Raw genomic sequence first — 15,504 nt, 5'->3', positions numbered from 1 at the left:
GCCGTCGTCTCTGCGGCGCGCGTGACGTACGGCTCCCTCCGGCGGTGCCCATCGGGTGAACCGGCAACAGGTCCGGCTGCCGAACGCGGAGTTATACGCTGCGGTGGTGAGCACTCGGCGCCGCCTTGAGGCATGGCTGAAGACGAAGACGCCAGAGGACCGGCGGCTGATCCTCGCCCGGATCGGGTTCACGTCCGAAGACGACGTGACCCCCCAGGACCTCGCCCGCCTGCTGCTCCAGCCGCGCGCGGCCCTCTCGCTCGCGCGGTTCTGCACCCTTCCGCAGCATCAGGCGCTGTCGGCCGTCGCGTGGCTGGCGGCGGAGCGGCACGAGCCGCTGCTCAACCTCTGGCATGACGCGGACCCGGCCACAAGGGCCGTGCCGCGCGCCGACGTGCTCGACCTGCTGGCCGGGAGCGATCCCGCCCTGCGGGTGCACGCCGCCGCCGCCCTGGACGCGCTCGCCGACATGGCGTTGGTGCTTCCGCCGCACGACGACCAGGTGATCGTGTCCACCGGCGTCCACGCGCATCTCGCCGAGGCGGCGGGGCTGGGCCGGCCTGCGGCCGAGCTCATCAGGCTCCACTTCAATGCCCCGGAGGTCCACGCGATCGCCGAGGCCCTGGGATTCCCGAAGGCCAGGGCGCGGGAGGGCGCGGAGCAGAACGTGCTCGGCCTGCTCACCGACCAGGAGCGGGTACGGGCCCTGCTCGCCCAGGCTCCCGCGGAGGCCAGGGAGTGGCTGCTCGACATCATCGGGCACGGATCGCAGGTGCTCAGCCACGTTTATCAGGCGCGCGGCGGTTTCGGCTACCAGCAGGCGCCGAAGTACGCCTTCCGGCCGGGAGGTTCCGGCGACCCGAACACCGACTGGCTGGCCGCACGCGGCCTCCTCCTGCCCGCCGGGCAGTACGACACGGCGGAGGTGCCGATCGAGGTCGCCGTTGCCGCCCTCGGCGAGCTGCGTGTTCCGTTCGTCCCGGAGCCGCCGCGGCCCCCGGCCGGCCTCCCCGATGCCGCCGGGGCCGACGGTTCCGCCCAGGCGGCCGCCACCGCCGCGCTGTCCCAGATCGAGCGCGTGCTCGCCGCGTGTGCCGACCAGCCTCCCGTCCTGCGCAAGGCCGGCGGTCTGGCGGTCCGCGACACCAAGCGGATCGCCAAGACGGCCGGTGCGGCCGAGGACGTCACCCGGCTCTGGCTCGACCTGGCCACGCAGGCCGGGCTGCTCGGCCTGCACGCCGAGCCGGTGCGGCGACCGAAGGGCCATCGCGGCAAGCTGCCTGAGCCGGTCGTGAGCCTGCTGCCGAAGACGGCGTACGACGACTGGCTGAAGCGGTCTCCCGTGGAGCGGCTGGTGGCGATCATCGCCACCTGGGCGACCATCCCCGCCGTGTACACATTCTGGCCGGAGGAGGCCGGGACGCCGGTCGCCCTCACCGAGCCCGAGGACCCGTACGCGGTCGGGATCAGGACCGCCGTCTTCGAGGCCCTCGCCGCGCTGCCCCAGGGCAGGGGCGTCTCCGCCGACGGCCTGGCGTACGTGACGGAACGGGCGGCCTGGCATCGCCCGCACCACTTCGCGGAGTCGGGGGCCGGCGACGAGCTGGTCGGCGCCGTCGTGCGTGAGGCCGAGTCGCTCGGCCTGGTCGCCGGGGGCGCCCTCACCGGCGTCGGCCGCGTCGTCCGCGATCTGCTGGTCAGCGGCGAGGCGTGGACGTCGCCGGAGCCCGCGCTGACCGCGGCCCTGGCCGCCATGCTCCCGCCCGCGCAGGCCACCGCCTTCTTCCAGGCCGACCTGACGGCCGTGGTCCGGGGGATGCCCGGACCGGAGCTCGCCGAACTGCTCGACGACGTCGCCGACCGCGAGTCGGAGGGACACGCCGTGGTCTGGCGCTTCTCCGGTGCGACCGTGCGCCGGGCCTTCGACCGGGGACACGAGGCCGACGCCCTGCTCGCGCGGCTCGCCGAGGTGGCCGAGGCGCCCCTGCCGCAACCGCTCGAATACCTGATCAAGGACACGGCCCGTACGCACGGACGCGTCCGGGTGGTGCGCTCCGGGTGCTGCGTCCGTTCCGACGACGAAGCGCTCGTCGAGGAGCTCGCCCGCTCCCGGGCGCTGCGCACGCTGGGCCTGCGCAAGATCGCCCCGACCGTCCTGATCAGTGCGGTGGGCGAGGAGGAGACCCTGGCCCGCTTGCGCGCCGCCGGCTACCCCCCGGCGCTGGAGTCCGAGACCGGGGCGGCGATCGTCGAGAGAGCCGCTCGCCGGCGTGCCTGACGTGCGGCCGGCCAGGGACGGCGCTCAGCGCGCCACCCCTGGCCGGCCGGCCGCGGACAGCGTCAGACGCGGGTCCACTTCTGGTTGGTGCCGCCGTGGCAGGTCCAGATGTGCACCTTGCTGCCGTTGGCGGTGCCGTAGTTCGACACGTCCAGGCACTTGTTCGCCCCGACCGCCGTGATGCTGCCGTCGGAGTTGAAGCGCCACTTCTGGTTGTTCTGCCCGTTGCAGTCCCAGATGATCACTGCCGTGCCGTCCGCCGTGCCCGCGCCGTTCACGTCGAGGCACTTGTTGCCGTAGACGCGCAGTTCGCTCGCGCTGGTGGAGGTCCACCGCTGGTTGGCCTGGCCGTTGCAGTCCCAGATCTGCGCCTGCGCCCCGTTGGCCTGTGAGCTGTCGGTGACGTCAAGGCACCGGCCCGAGCCCGTGCCCCGGATGGCGTTCGCCGCCTGGGGAGTGCCCGACGGCGACGGAGACGGCGACTGCGCGGGCGAGGGCGATGCCGGGGGCGTGGGTGACGGGCTGGTGGCCGGCCCGCTGCCGCTGAACTGCCACCAGTTCACGTTCATCAGGTAACCGCTGCCGCCGGTGAACCTGAGATACAGGTCGTGGGTGCCGGTCGCGTTGCTGACCGGGCATGAGACGGTCGTCCAGGTCTGCCAGCCGCCGGTGCCCGGAACGTCGCACGTCCCCATGAGCGTGCCGCTGACGCTGTCGCGCCGCAGTTCGATCTTTCCGCCGCTGGCGCCCGAGGCCACCCGTGCGCTGAAGGACGTGGCGCCGTTGCCGAAGGCGACGCCCTTGACCTTGATGTAGTCGCCGTTGTCGATGAAGCCGACGTTCATGCCCCCCTCGGTGGACGCCTCGGTCTCCACGCCGGACTCCCAGGCGATGGTCTCGGCCTCCTGCCGGACGTACGGGTCCAGCGTGCCGATCTGGGGCGCTCCGGTGGTGGTCATGTTGATCGTCGGGATGGTGCCGTCGGCGTTGTAGTTGAACTTCTCCACGGCCACGGACCTGGTGAAACCGCCACCGCCCGGCAGCGCGCCGTTGTGGTAGAAGAAGTACGAACCGCCGTTGAAGTCGACGATTCCCGGGTGGTTGGTGAAGCTGCTGCCCTGCGTCGGCATGACCGTGCCCCGGTAGGTCCACGGCCCGGTGGGGCCGGTGGCCGTGGAATAGCCGATGAACTCGGAGCAGCACTTCGCCGCGAACACGTTGTAATAGAGGCTGCCCCGCTTGTAGACCCAGGGTCCCTCTTCGTACAGGGTCGGCCGGCTGGCGTCACCGGTGCGGGTGCCGAACCCGGAGGTCGTGAGGTTGACCTTCGTCGGGCTGCCCGAGTAGGAGATCATGTCGCTGTTGAGCTTGACGTACCACAGGTTCGGGTTGCCCCAGTAGAGGTACGCCTGCCCGTTGTCATCGATGAAGACGGTGGGGTCGATCTCGCCGTTCTCCACCAGCGGGCGTCCGAGGGCGTCCTTGAACGGGCCGGTGGGGCTGTCGGAGACGGCCACGCCGATGGCCATCCTGCCGCTCGCCCGGCTGGTCGTGGGGACGTACCAGTAGAACTTGCCGTTCCGGTAGATGGCCTGGCCCGCCCACGCGTCGGATTTCGCCCAGCTGAAGCTGGAGACGCTCAACGGCGAGCCGTGGTCGGTCCAGTTCACCATGTCGGCCGACGACCAGACCCGCCACTCGTTCATCGTGAACCACGTCGAGCCGTCCTCGTCGTGGCCGGTGTAGAGGTAGACCCGGCCGTTGTGGACGAGCGGCGCGGGGTCGGCGGTGTAGATGGTCTGGACGATCGGGTTGTCCGCCCTGGCCGCGGTGGCCGGGAGCAACGCCAGCATGCACAGCAGGCCCACGATCCAGGTCGCGGTGCGCCTGGACAGTGAAAACGCGTTTCTCACATGCGCCTCCTGAGGTGGTGGTCGCTCACCGTGCACGCGAGGGTCGTCCGACCGTCAACGTCACCGAGGGAATGTGAGCGTTAACAATTCGCGGTGGCGACCGTGGTCATGCGGCGGAGCAAACCCCAGGCGCGAGGGACGGTCAAGGCGGCGGACCCGCGCGGGCCCACCCGCGCCTCGCGGGCGGCCGTACGCGCACCGGCGCTGAGCTGGCGCCCGAGTCCGGTCCGAGCGCACCACGGCCCTTACCGAGGAGTGAAACTTTCACCCACTGAGCCGGTTAACGTACGGGAGGATGGCGCACCGCCGGCGGTGCGCCATCCTCACCGGCCTGCCGTCGAGCCCCGTGAGGGCTCAGCCCGCCTTCGGGCAGACCGTGCCGTTCTTGGGCGCGCGCAGAGCGAGCAGGTAGTCGTCGACCGCCGTGTCCACACAGGTGGAGCCGCTGCGGTAGGCCGTGTGCCCGTCGCCGTCGTAGCCCAGGAGCACGCCGGAGGTCAGCTCCCTGGCTAGGCCCTGCGCCCACTCGTACGGCGTGGCCGGGTCGCGCAGGGTGCCGACGACGAGGATCGGGGGCGCGCCCGCCGCCTTGAGCGGCTTGTCGCCGCCGACGGACTTCGCCGGCCAATAGGCGCAGGGCAGCGAGCCCCACATCACGAACTTCCCGAAGTGCGGCGCCACCTTGGCGGCCTCGTCGGCGGCCTGGCGGTACGCGTCGAGCGACTTGGGGTAGGGGTGGTCCACGCAGTTGACGGCCATGTTCGACTCGGTCTGGTTCGAGTACGAGCCGTTGGGCCGCCGGTCGACCAGCAGGTCGGCCATCCGGAGCAGATCCGTGCCGTCGCCCTCGTTGATCGCCTTGCCCAGGGCCTCCCGCAGCCGGGGCCACGCGGCGCGCTCGTACAGCGGAGTGGCGATGCCGATCACTGTCCACGCCTCATTGACCTTCCGGCCGTCGCCGAGGTCGTTCTTCAGCGGCTGCCGGTCGGCCTTCGCCAGCAGGTCGCTGATCTCCTGCAACGCGCCGTCCACCGTACGGCTCTTGAACGGGCAGGAGGCGCTGAGGAGGCAGTCTTCGACGAAGGCCCGCAGCGCCACCTCGAAGCCCTTGGCCTGCACCTCGTTGGACTTCAGCGACGGCACCGCCGGGTCCACCGCGCCGTCGAGCACGAGAGCCCGCACGCGCTTGGGGAACAGGTCGGCGTACATCGCGCCGAGGAAGGTGCCGTACGACTTGCCCAGATAGGTCAGACCGGGGTCGCCGAGGACCCCGCGCAGGACGTCCATGTCCCTGGCCGCGTCGGCCGTGCCGACGTGGGGGAGCAGGCGGGCCGCCTTGGCTCCGCAGCTCTCGGCGAACTCCTTCGACGCGGTGTCGAGCGCCGAGAGCTCCGCCGGCGTGTCCGGGCTCGAGTCCATCCCGATGTACGTGTCGAGCTGCGACGCCGTCATGCACGTGATGGGGGTCGACTCGCCGACGCCGCGGGGGTCGAACCCGACGACGTCGTACTGGGCGCGGACCTTGTCGCTGACCACGGACTTGGCCGCACGCGCGTACTGGACGCCGGAACCTCCCGGCCCGCCGGGGTTGATGAGCAGCGAGCCGGCGCGCTTGCCGGTGGCCGGCAGGCGGATCACGCTGAGGTCGATGCGCTCGCCGGTGGGCTTCTCGTAGTCGAGGGGCACCTGGATCTTGGCGCACTGGAAGCCGTCGCCGCAGTCGCGCCAGTCGGGCCGCTGGGCGTAGAACGGCCTCAGCTCAGCCGTGGGAGCCTCCACCGGCGGCTGCGCCGCCTGCGTGCCCGTGGCCGGCTGATCGGTTGCGGGCGGCGTCTGGGCGGAGCACGCCGTGAACGGCAGCATCGCGGCCAGCGCCGCGACCGCCATTCGCCGGCTCGGACCGCCGCCGTACCGCGTACGAGACAGTGTGACCTTCGCTTTCTGCCCGGCCGATCGCATACCCGTCGTTTCCCCTGCCGTCGCCTGCGTGACGAAGACCAGCATGCCGCCTACGGCGGACGGGCGGTGACGTACGGGCCGCGCCGGCGAAGGACGAGGTCGAACGTCCGGCGGCTCGACCCCGCCGAGAGGCGGGACAGGGTGCTTTTCCTGTGACGGATGGGCCTGATACGTCCCGTTTCCGCTGGTCACTCGGCAAAGGCAGAGCCGATGGACGGCCGGTAAATTTTTACCCGTCTCGCGGGAACGCGCCCGGTCCCGGCTCCGCCCGGGGGGCGCGCCACTCCGGCGATGACGGGTGCACGAGAACCGTGCCGACCCTGTAGACTGTGCGAAGCCGTTCGCGGCGTGCCGCCTTAGCTCAGTCGGCCAGAGCACTTCACTCGTAATGAAGGGGTCAAGGGTTCGATTCCCTTAGGCGGCTCCACTACAGAGGCCCTCCCGGACCACCTGGGAGGGCCTCTTGCTAACACCCTTGCTGGCAGGCGTTCGTGACCCTGGGATCGTGCGATCACGGACATGGAGGCCGTGGCCTCGGCGAGGTCTTCCCGCTCCGGTGACGAGCGGTGCCGTCGGGGGGCGTACCTGAGCGTCGCCCGCTGAGTCGGCCTGCTCGTCGCGTTCGGTGGCGCGCAGGACCAGGGCCCGCTGTGGTGCGCGCGAGGTCGCGTCAATCCATCCAGGTAACGCGAACGATCAGCACAAGGCGCAGATGCTCTGCGACGATGAAGTTGAGGAAGCCGCGGCCGCCGTACAGATCGAGTGTCCGAAGGCCTCCACCGTGCAACGCGCCTCTACCGGCATGGACCGCATCCCTTCCGAGGATTGCGAGTTGGTCGGCAAGCCGCTCGACCTCAAGGATGACGGTCGGGGGGAACCGGCAATGACATGCTCGGCGTCGGGGTTGTACTCCCAGGTTTAGGCGTCAGTCACCAACGGCCTCTTGGCGTGCGGACATTGTGATCTCGTTGATCTCGGCCAGGGCTGTGTCCAGTTTGGTTCTGTCGGTCGCGGCGGCGACTTCCGTCTCCAACGCGCGGAGGCGGGCCGCTAGGCCGGGACGACGGTGTATCGCCACGAACTCACCCCACTGCTGTATGAAGTTCTGCAGAGGTGCCACGGTGCTCTGGCGCGCCGCCTGCTCGGTCGCCTGGTCGAGGTGGTCGACGAACTGGTTGAGATATGCGGGAGCAATCTGGGCGACTGCTGCCCTGAGGGCGGCGGTGGTAAGTGGCGGGCGGGGAATCAGTGCCTCGCTGTCTTGATGCGGGGTGGGCATCGTTGACCTCCAAGCTGTTACGCCTGCACGCTGCCGCTATGACGGAACCCTTCGCATCCTGAAACCGCAGGTCAAAAGCCCGACATGGGTGGGGCCGATTTCCTACGACCGCGGCTGGCGGATTCGGTTACGCCTCGTCGTCAGAATAGACCTCTGCCGGCTGACGAGCCCGCCTCCCGTTCCGGCACCGGCTTCGTGCCGTCGGACGATCGACAACCCTGGAGCACCGCGCCCGCTGATACCGCTACCGCAAACGCCTCGCCCTCACATAACCCGAGCTTCCAGCATCAGACGCTGCTCGTCGAGACGGAGGGCCGGATCGTGAAGTACGGCGTCGTGCTAGGGCCTGTACGGGGTTCGGATCTTCAAGCCAGGAGGCTTCGGATCCACAAGATGGCACCTCGTAAGTAGAGGCCGGCGAGATAGCTCTCCGGTCGCGATGCACTCGCGGTCGGGGGCGCAGCGGGAAGGGCCTGCTCTTGGTGCGGTCCCGGATCAGCCGGTGATGCTGGCCTCGCCGGTCTCGAGGTGGCCGACGAACCGCTGCGACCAGCCCGCGTCGATGTCGGCCGTGACCGTCACGTCGTACCAGCCGTCGCTTTCCTTCACCGGGTTCACCGCCCACGCCTCCTTGCCGTGCGCGTTGACCTGCACGGTTTCCGGCTTGCCCGAGATGTAGTTGTTGTGCGTGATCGTGAACGTCACGCGGGTGTCGCCGTTGTTGCGCAGCCAGAGCTTCAGCTTCGGGTTCTTCGTCGACTTGCCGTCGTAGTAGTCCGCCTCGACGACGAGGTCCCTGCCCGCGGTGGCGACGTCGCCGACGAACCGGCGCAGGAACCGGTTCGGGCCGGTGACGGTGATGTCGTATGCGGTGTCGTCGGCGGAGGAGCCCACGGCGCCGGTTCCGGACATCGTCGACTTCGCGGCGACCGTGTACTGGCCCGGGAACGCGGCCGGGTACTGCGCCAGCGTCGGGAGCCCGGCCCGGTTGTTGTACACGGCGAAGTGGCTCGCCTTGGTCACGAAGGGGGCCTCGTTGCTGAAGGTCAGGTTCGCCACGGCGCCGGTGAACCCGGTCAGGTTGGCGTTCGGCTGGTACGGCAGCGGGCGCGCCCGCTTGGTCCCCTCCTCCTGCGTCGGCATCGTGTTGTCGCCCGGCAGCGGGGTGTACCGCGTCTCGGGGATGAGAGGCCCGGTCTCCGGAAGGTCGGGCATGCCGTAAACGGGCTTCTCGAAGTCGAAGGCGTTCGTCAGGTCGCCGCAGACCTTGCGCCGCCACTCGCTGATGTTGGGCGAGATGGCGGGCTTGCCGAGCGCGCTGGTCCACTTCTCGATGAGCTGGATGACCGAGGTGTGGTCGGAGACCTCCGAGGTCACCCAGCCGCCGCGGGTCCAGGGCGAGATGAGGATGAGCGGCACACGGAAGCCGAGGCCGACGGGGAGCGGCTCGGTGACGCCGTACGCGGCCATGGTGCCGGAGACGAACTCGTCCGCCTCGCCCGGCGCCGGAACGGGGGGCGGGACATGGTCGAACTGACCGTCGTTCTCGTCGTAGTTGATGATCACCAGGGTCGAGTTGAACACGTCGGGGTCGGCGTTGAGGGCCTCGAGCACGCCGCGAAGGAAGTACGCGCCGTTGCTCGGCGCGGTGACCGGGTGCTCGGAGAAGAACTGGTTGTTCACGACCCAGTTCACCTGGGGCAGGGTGCCCCCCAGCACGTCGGCGCGGATCGCGGCGATGAGGTTGTCCGCGTTGCCCGACAGCCCGGTGACGGGCTCGGGGACGTTCTTCACGCCGTTGTCGTAGTAGACGTTGCCCGGCGCGGCCGTCCCGCCCTGAGTGGGGTCGAGCTTGGCGAAGGTGTTGAAGTACTCCAGGCCGTTGTCGCCGTAGTCGTCGGCGCACTGGTAGACCCGCCAGCTGACGCCCGCCGCCTGGAGCGTCTCCGCGTAGGACTCCCAGGGCAGGAACTTGCCCCGCTCGTCGCCGCCGTCGTAGGCGGTGAAGCTGCCGTGCCTGTGGTCGGCGTTGATCGTTCCGCCCCACAGGAAGGTGCGGTTGGGCCCGGTGGCGCTGAGCACGGAGCAGTGGTAGGCGTCGCCGACCGTGTAGGCGTCGGCGAGGGCGTAGTGGAACGGCAGGTCACGGCGGTCCAGGTAGCCCAGCGTGGTCGGGCCGCCCTTGGCGTAGTACCAGCCGTTCATGAGGCCGCCGTACCAGGCGCCGTGCTGATCGGTCCAACCGTGGCTGGTGCCGCCGTAGTTGGCGGCGCCGAGCTCGGCGCTCGGCGGGGTCGCCCCACTCCAGGTCTTGGCTCCGCTCAGCCGCCAGGGGTACTGCGTGTCGGCCCCTTCCGTCAACGTCTTCGGCTGCTCCCAGACGGTCTTGCCACCGGGGAGCACGACGGTCGAGCGGTCACCGAAACCGCGCACGCCCTTGAGCGCGCCGAAATAGTGATCGAAGCTGCGGTTCTCCTGCATGATCACGACGACATGCTTGATGTCACGGATGTCGCCGTACGGTTTGGGTGGGTGACCCGGCTTCTTCTGCGTGGTGGCTGCGACGGCGCTCGCGCTGGGCAACGCGGCGCTGACGGCGGCCGCTCCTGTTACGGCAGCGGCAGTGCCGAGGAAGTTCCTGCGGGACAGTTCAGGCATGGCTTCAGACCTCCGCGTGGGGGGATGTGCCGCACGACGCTAGCCGCGCGATCTTGCCCGGAGGCGACCAGAAGACAAAGTCGACATTGCCGATTGGTGCTGTCCATATAGCTATGAATAAGGCCAAAGCTGGCGAAAGGGTTGAGCGGGCGTCGGCCGGTGCCTGAGGATGGCGCACCGGGTCAGTGCCCGCTCTCCTGGTCGCCTGTCAGTCCTCATGCGACGTCGGTGCGGGGGTCGTCGATCGTGCGGACGTTCGCGGCGCGGATGCGACCGCTCTCGCTCCTGTCGGCCACGTGGGACGGTCAGAAGCGCAGGGCCGGAATACGCCCTCGGATTCGAAGGAATTCGGGCGGCGTCAAGGCCTGCTAGGTTGGCGCGGATTCTGCCGGCGGTGTCTTCGATCCGATCTGAACTCCGAATGGCCGCAGTAAGGAACGTGTCTGTCGCCTCTAGTAGGCCGGGCTCGACGTGGAGACGTGTCCAAGGAGATCCGATCTTGTTCTCTCGTGCGATGGTGAGAACGCTTCCTGATCAAGGAACTGGTTGTCGACCCAATAGTCAGAATTCGTCGGCAGGCCGTGCAACCGAGACGTGGGATCACCGACCCGTAGACCGCGTGTCGTAGCTGATCGGCCGTCATGTCCGGGTGCGGAGACGCGGATATGATCATTGGGCGGTGAGTATTTTCGTCCCGGGTGGGTGTTTGGTCCCATAAGGCGACTGCCGCACCGATGATGATCGAAAATGCGGTGATCGGTTCCTGCATCCCGCCGGCCCGAGACGAACTACGCCCTCAGCTTACTGTTCGGTAGCTGACCGAATTCCGGCCAAGGGTGCGCAACGCGCCACTAGGGTTGATGGGCGTGATTTACGGAAGTGTCGAACCCGGTTTCGAGCAGGTGCGGGACGTTTTCGCGGATGTACTGAAGCGGCAGTCAGCAGGAGCGGGGGCGGCGGTCGCCGTCCGGCTGGACGGCCGATGGATCGTCGACTTATGGGGCGGGCCAGGTTGGTCCCGCGACAGCATCGTCATGCCGTACTCCGTGACCAAGCCGTTCGCGGCGGTCTGCGTGTTGCTGCTCGTGGATCGGGGCCTGCTGGAGTTGGACGCGCCGATGCGGCGCTACTGGCCCGAGTTCACCGCGTCGGCCACTGTACGGCACGTCCTGTCGCATCAGGCGGGCCTGGTGGCGCTGGACTCCCCTGTGCCCACCGAGACCTTCTACGACTGGGATCGGATGTGCGCGCTTCTCGCCGCGCAGGAGCCGTCGTGGCAGCCGGGCACCGCGCACGGCGAGTCGGCGCTGTTCTACGGGCACCTGCTGGGCGAACTGGTCCGGCGCACCGACGGACGGACGCTCGGCCGCTTCCTCGCCGAGGAGGTCTGCGGCCCTTACGCGCTGGACTTCTACATCGGCCTCGGCCCCGCGGAGCGGGCGCGGGCTGTCGACCTGACCGGCTTGACCCCGGCCTACCGTGCCGCCGCGCTGGAGGGCAAGCCCGACCTCTACCGGCGGGCCATCGGCAACCCGCCCGGCGTCCAGGACCCGGCTGTGGTCAACTCCGCCGCCTGGCGGGCCGCCGAGATCCCCGCTGTCAACGGCCATGGCACCGCCCGCGCGGCCGCCGGGTTCTACGCCGTGTTGCCTCGGCTGCTTTCAGCGGGCCTGCTCGCCGAGGTCGCCACCGCCCAGTGCTCGGGTAAGGACGAGGTTCTCGGAACGGAGACGACCTGGGGGCTGGGCTTCGGCCTCGACGGCGACGACTACGGCATGGGCGGCCTGGGCGGCAGCTACGCCGGATCCGCGGCGGGTTACACCTTCGCCTTCCTCACCGGCCACGCCGGCGATTTCGACCGCGCCAACGACCTGGAGAACGCGCTGCGTTCCGTTCTCGGGCTCGGCCCGATTCCCGGCTAGACAGAGCCTGGCGGCCCTGCGCGGCGTTGGTCGCGCAGGACCCGCCGGCGTTTCCGTCGTGGAGGCCCGGTGTTCAGCTCACCGCCTGCCGCAGGAGCGCCCCGATCCTCTCCTCGACCTCGGCGGTCAGCTCGGCCAGGGCGTAGGAGGCCGGCCACATGGCGCCGTCGTCGAGGTTCGCCGCGTCGCTGAAGCCGAGCGTCGCGTACCGCGCCTTGAACTTCGACGCGGGCTGGAAGAAGCAGATCATCTTGCCGTTGTGTGCGTACGCCGGCATTCCGTACCACAGCTTCGACGTGAGGCCGGGCACGCCGGCCTTGATCACGGCGTGCAACCGCTCGGCGATCACCCGGTCGGGCTCCGGCATCTCGGCGATCTTCGCGAGCACCTCGCTCTCCGTGTCGGCCTTGGCGCCCCGCCGAGCGCTCTTCATCTCCTTGGCGCGCTCCTTCATCGCGTCGCGCTCCTGCTCGGTGAAAGCGGCCTTGGTGGTGGTCTTCTGCGTGGTCGACATGACGACTTCCTCTCTCTGGTGGGTGTGGTTATGGGGTGGTGTGAAGCGGGAGCCGCGTCACCACGCGCCCGCCTGCTGACGGGTGGGCACGTTGAGCCGGTTGAAGGCGTTGGCGATCGCGATGTTGAGCAGCAGCGCGGCCAGTTCCTTCTGGTCGAAGTGCTTGGCGGCCATGTCCCACACCTGGTCGGGCACCGGGTCCGGCCGGTCGGCGAGCCGGGTGACCGCCTCGGTCAGGGCCAGCGCGGCGCGCTCCTCTTCGCTGAACCACGGCGTCTCCCGCCACGCGGCGACGGCGTGCACCTGGTCGGCGGTCACGCCGTGCCGCTGCGCCTGGTGGACGCCACCGGCCACGCACGGAGCGCAGCCGTTGATCTGGCTGGCCCGCAGGTGGCTCAGCGCCAGCAGCCTGCCGTCCACTCCGGCGCCCGCGACGGCCTTGCCGACCGCCATCAGGGCCTCCATCGCCTCGGGGACCAGGGCCGCGGGGTTCGGCATGCGCTCGGTCGACATCGTTTCTCCTTCGTGGCGGGTGTTTCCGACAGGCACCATGTGACCATCGGCGTGCCGGGGCCCGCCTGGTCCGTGGGACACCGTGGGACAGGCTGCACCCGGCTGAGCAGCGCGAACGCACCGCTGATCCGTCTCGGTGGGCCGGGACGGGTACGGTGTCGCACGTGTCCAGCCCCCAGGAGCGACTGGTGGCCCAGCTCGGCCGGATCAAGGAGCTGAGCGGGCTCAGCCTGCGTGCCCTCGCCGGCCAGACGGGTCTGAGCAGTTCGTCTTTGTCCAGGTATCTGACCGGACAGTTCGTGCCGCCGTGGGAGGCGGTCGTGGCGCTGTGCCGGGCCGTGGGACGCGATCCCCGGCCGCTGCGCGCGCTGTGGGCCGAGGCGGCGGAAGCCGGCGCGGCACCCGTACGGCGCCGCAACGACCTGCCGGCCGACCTGTTCGACTTCACCGCCAGGGAAACGGAGTCCGCGCTGGTCGAAGAGCTGCTGCGCACCACCGGCGCGGCCGCGGTCGACGGCATGGCGGGCGTGGGCAAAACCAGCCTGGCCGTGCACGTGGCCCACAGGCTCGTTCCTTCCTATCCGGACGGCGCTCTCTATCTCGACCTCCAGGGCTTCACCCCGGGTCAGGAGCCACTGGAACCGCGCGCCGCGCTGGGCCGGCTGCTGGACGCGCTGGACGTGGCGCACCCACCGGCCGGCACCGCAGAACGCGGCGCGCTCTGGCGGTCGGAGCTGTCCCGCCGGCGGGTTCTCGTCGTGCTAGACAACGCGGTCGACGCCGAGCAGGTGCGCCCGCTGCTCCCCGGCGCGGGGAAGTCCGCGGTCCTGGTCACCAGCCGCCACCGGCTGGTCAGCCTGGACGGAGTGCCGCCGGTGTCCCTGGAGCCGCTGGCCGACGGCGACGCGGTGCACCTGTTCGGCCGGGCGGCCGGGCTCGCGCTCGGTGAAGAGGACGCGGTCGGCCAGGTGCTGCGGCAGTGCGGCGGGCTCCCGCTGGCGCTGCGGATGGCGGGCGCGCGGCTACGCCACCGCCCGGGCTGGACGGTCGCGGTGCTGGCCGAGCGGCTGGGCGCCACCCCCGGCCGCTTCGACTCCGTCTTCGGCATGTCGCTGCACCAGCTCGACGCGGCCGAGCGTCGCATGTTCCGGCTGCTGGGGGTGCTGCCGGGCGCCGACTTCGACGCGGCGGTGGCGGGCGCGCTCACCGACATGCCGCTCGGCCGGGCCGGCGCCGCGCTGGAGGAACTGGTCGACGCCCACCTGGTCCAGGAGACCTCGCCGGGGCGCTACCGGATGCACGATCTGATCCGGCAGTACGCGGCGGACATCGCCGCCGACGAGGAGCCCCGGGCCGAAGACGCCCTGCGCCGGGTCCTGCGGCACTATCTGGCCCAGGCCGTCGCCCACGAGCGGACCCTGCCCTCGCCGCACCGCAAGGATCCCTCGCCGGGGGATCCGGCGAAGGCCATGGCCTGGTTCGACCTCGAGTACGTCAACCTGGTGGCCTGCTTCGACTCCGCCGTACGGCTCGGCGAGGACGAGGTGGTGGCCGAACTGCCGCGGGCCATGCGGGTCTGGTTCTTCCGGCATCGCGGGACCGACGACCAGGCACGCCTGCTCGAAGCCGCCGCGTCCGCCGCGGCGCGTCTCGGCCGCGACCAGGAGCGGGCCTCGCTGCTGGCCGACCTCGGCTACGCCCGTGCCGCCGCCGGACGCCTCACCGAGGCGCTGTCCGCGTACGAGGCGGCCGAGCGGTCGGGGCCGCCGGACGACGACGTCGCGGCCGCCCTGGCGCTGCGCATCGGCCTCGTACGCCGGGATCTCGGCGACCTCGAAGCGGCACGGGCGCACTTCCGGCGGGCACACGAGCTGTTCGAGAGGATCGGGCGCCCCACGGGCCAGTCCCAGGCGCTGGCCTTCGACGGATGGGTGACACTGCACCTCGGGCGGCGCGCGGAAGCAGTCGAACTCGCCCGCGAATCCGTCGCCCTGGCGGACGGGCCCGCGCAGGTCACCGGGCTCGTCACCCTCGGTCTGGCGCTGGCGCCTGACGACCCGGCGGAGTCGCTCCGTACGCTGCACGACGCGCTGGAGCTGTCAGAACGGCACGATCTCCAGCACAACCAGGCGTGGTGCCACAACTATCTCGGGGTCGCCCTGCGGATCACGGGCTCGCCAGAGGAGGCGCTCGAACACCACCACCGGGCCTTCGAGCTGCTGGAACCGCTGGCCGAGGTGCAGTTGGAGATGGATTTCCTGCACACCTACGCGGAGACGTGCCGGGTGGCGGGCCGCCGTGACGAGGCGCTGGCGCTGCTCGACCGGGCCATCGGGCTCGCGCGCGAGCTGGGCCGGCCGTACGACGAGGAGCTGGCCCGTACGGCGCGGGAGGCCGTGCGCGCCGGCCGCTGAGCCCGCCGACGTCCGCGCCCGCGTTAATCGATTGTCCGCCGCCTTTGTGTCGCC

At 70.3% G+C, this 15,504-nt stretch carries 9 protein-coding genes and 1 tRNA gene; 4 read left to right on the top strand and 6 right to left on the bottom strand.

Annotated features, from left to right (window positions below; all coding sequences use genetic code 11):
• Positions 1 to 106: 106 nt before the first annotated feature.
• The gene (locus HHX31_RS35660) at positions 107 to 2,278 is read left to right on the top strand and encodes a helicase-associated domain-containing protein (RefSeq protein ID WP_169948921.1); all 2,172 of its coding nucleotides are present in this window, start codon (positions 107 to 109) and stop codon (positions 2,276 to 2,278) included.
• A 62-nt stretch (positions 2,279 to 2,340) separates the two neighbouring features.
• On the opposite strand, the gene HHX31_RS15100 is transcribed toward HHX31_RS35660, so the two are convergent.
• Both HHX31_RS15100 and HHX31_RS15095 read right to left on the bottom strand, forming a co-directional pair.
• Positions 2,341 to 4,191: a lectin gene (locus tag HHX31_RS15100; RefSeq protein ID WP_311931799.1), complete on the bottom strand. Its 1,851-nt coding sequence runs from the start codon at positions 4,189 to 4,191 to the stop codon at positions 2,341 to 2,343.
• Positions 4,192 to 4,545: 354 nt separating this feature from the next.
• On the bottom strand, positions 4,546 to 6,078 hold the full coding sequence (locus HHX31_RS15095; protein ID WP_169948920.1) for an alpha/beta hydrolase: 1,533 nt from the start codon (positions 6,076 to 6,078) through the stop codon (positions 4,546 to 4,548).
• Between the two features lie 422 nt (positions 6,079 to 6,500).
• Between HHX31_RS15095 and HHX31_RS15090 the strand changes: the two genes are divergently transcribed.
• A tRNA-Thr gene (locus tag HHX31_RS15090) sits at positions 6,501 to 6,577 on the top strand.
• Between the two features lie 498 nt (positions 6,578 to 7,075).
• Here the strand turns inward: HHX31_RS15090 and HHX31_RS15085 are convergent.
• Complete coding sequence (locus tag HHX31_RS15085; protein WP_169948919.1) at positions 7,076 to 7,429, bottom strand: hypothetical protein; 354 nt, start codon at positions 7,427 to 7,429, stop codon at positions 7,076 to 7,078.
• Between the two features lie 495 nt (positions 7,430 to 7,924).
• The gene (locus HHX31_RS15080; protein WP_169948918.1) at positions 7,925 to 10,087 is read right to left on the bottom strand and encodes a phosphocholine-specific phospholipase C; all 2,163 of its coding nucleotides are present in this window, start codon (positions 10,085 to 10,087) and stop codon (positions 7,925 to 7,927) included.
• A gap of 866 nt (positions 10,088 to 10,953) precedes the next feature.
• On the opposite strand from HHX31_RS15080, the gene HHX31_RS15075 reads away from it, so the two are divergent.
• Positions 10,954 to 12,009: a serine hydrolase domain-containing protein gene (locus tag HHX31_RS15075; RefSeq protein ID WP_211589762.1), complete on the top strand. Its 1,056-nt coding sequence runs from the start codon at positions 10,954 to 10,956 to the stop codon at positions 12,007 to 12,009.
• 73 nt (positions 12,010 to 12,082) lie between these two features.
• On the opposite strand, the gene HHX31_RS15070 is transcribed toward HHX31_RS15075, so the two are convergent.
• Together HHX31_RS15070 and HHX31_RS15065 are read right to left on the bottom strand one after the other, a co-directional pair.
• Positions 12,083 to 12,523, bottom strand: coding sequence for an iron chaperone (locus HHX31_RS15070; protein WP_169948916.1), 441 nt, complete (start codon positions 12,521 to 12,523; stop codon positions 12,083 to 12,085).
• Positions 12,524 to 12,580: 57 nt separating this feature from the next.
• Entirely contained in the window at positions 12,581 to 13,036 is a 456-nt protein-coding gene (locus HHX31_RS15065) for a carboxymuconolactone decarboxylase family protein (RefSeq protein WP_169948915.1), read from the bottom strand.
• 164 nt (positions 13,037 to 13,200) lie between these two features.
• Between HHX31_RS15065 and HHX31_RS15060 the strand changes: the two genes are divergently transcribed.
• The gene (locus tag HHX31_RS15060) at positions 13,201 to 15,450 is read left to right on the top strand and encodes a tetratricopeptide repeat protein (RefSeq protein WP_211589761.1); all 2,250 of its coding nucleotides are present in this window, start codon (positions 13,201 to 13,203) and stop codon (positions 15,448 to 15,450) included.
• Positions 15,451 to 15,504 lie beyond the last annotated feature (54 nt).

This window comes from Microbispora sp. H11081, assembly GCF_012999535.1.
Taxonomy (GTDB): domain Bacteria; phylum Actinomycetota; class Actinomycetes; order Streptosporangiales; family Streptosporangiaceae; genus Microbispora.
Note: the sequence above shows the minus strand (reverse complement) of the source record. Positions and strands in the feature narration are given on the sequence as shown.

Excerpts from the sequence above, each read along its gene's own strand:
- HHX31_RS15095 (WP_169948920.1), bottom strand. The coding sequence starts at position 6,078 with ATGGCGGTCGCGGCGCTGGCCGCGATGCTGCCGTTCACGGCGTGCTCC.
- HHX31_RS15085 (WP_169948919.1), bottom strand. The coding sequence starts at position 7,429 with ATGCCCACCCCGCATCAAGACAGCGAGGCACTGATTCCCCGCCCGCCA.
- HHX31_RS15080 (WP_169948918.1), bottom strand. The coding sequence starts at position 10,087 with ATGCCTGAACTGTCCCGCAGGAACTTCCTCGGCACTGCCGCTGCCGTA.
- HHX31_RS15070 (WP_169948916.1), bottom strand. The coding sequence starts at position 12,523 with ATGTCGACCACGCAGAAGACCACCACCAAGGCCGCTTTCACCGAGCAG.
- HHX31_RS15065 (WP_169948915.1), bottom strand. The coding sequence starts at position 13,036 with ATGTCGACCGAGCGCATGCCGAACCCCGCGGCCCTGGTCCCCGAGGCG.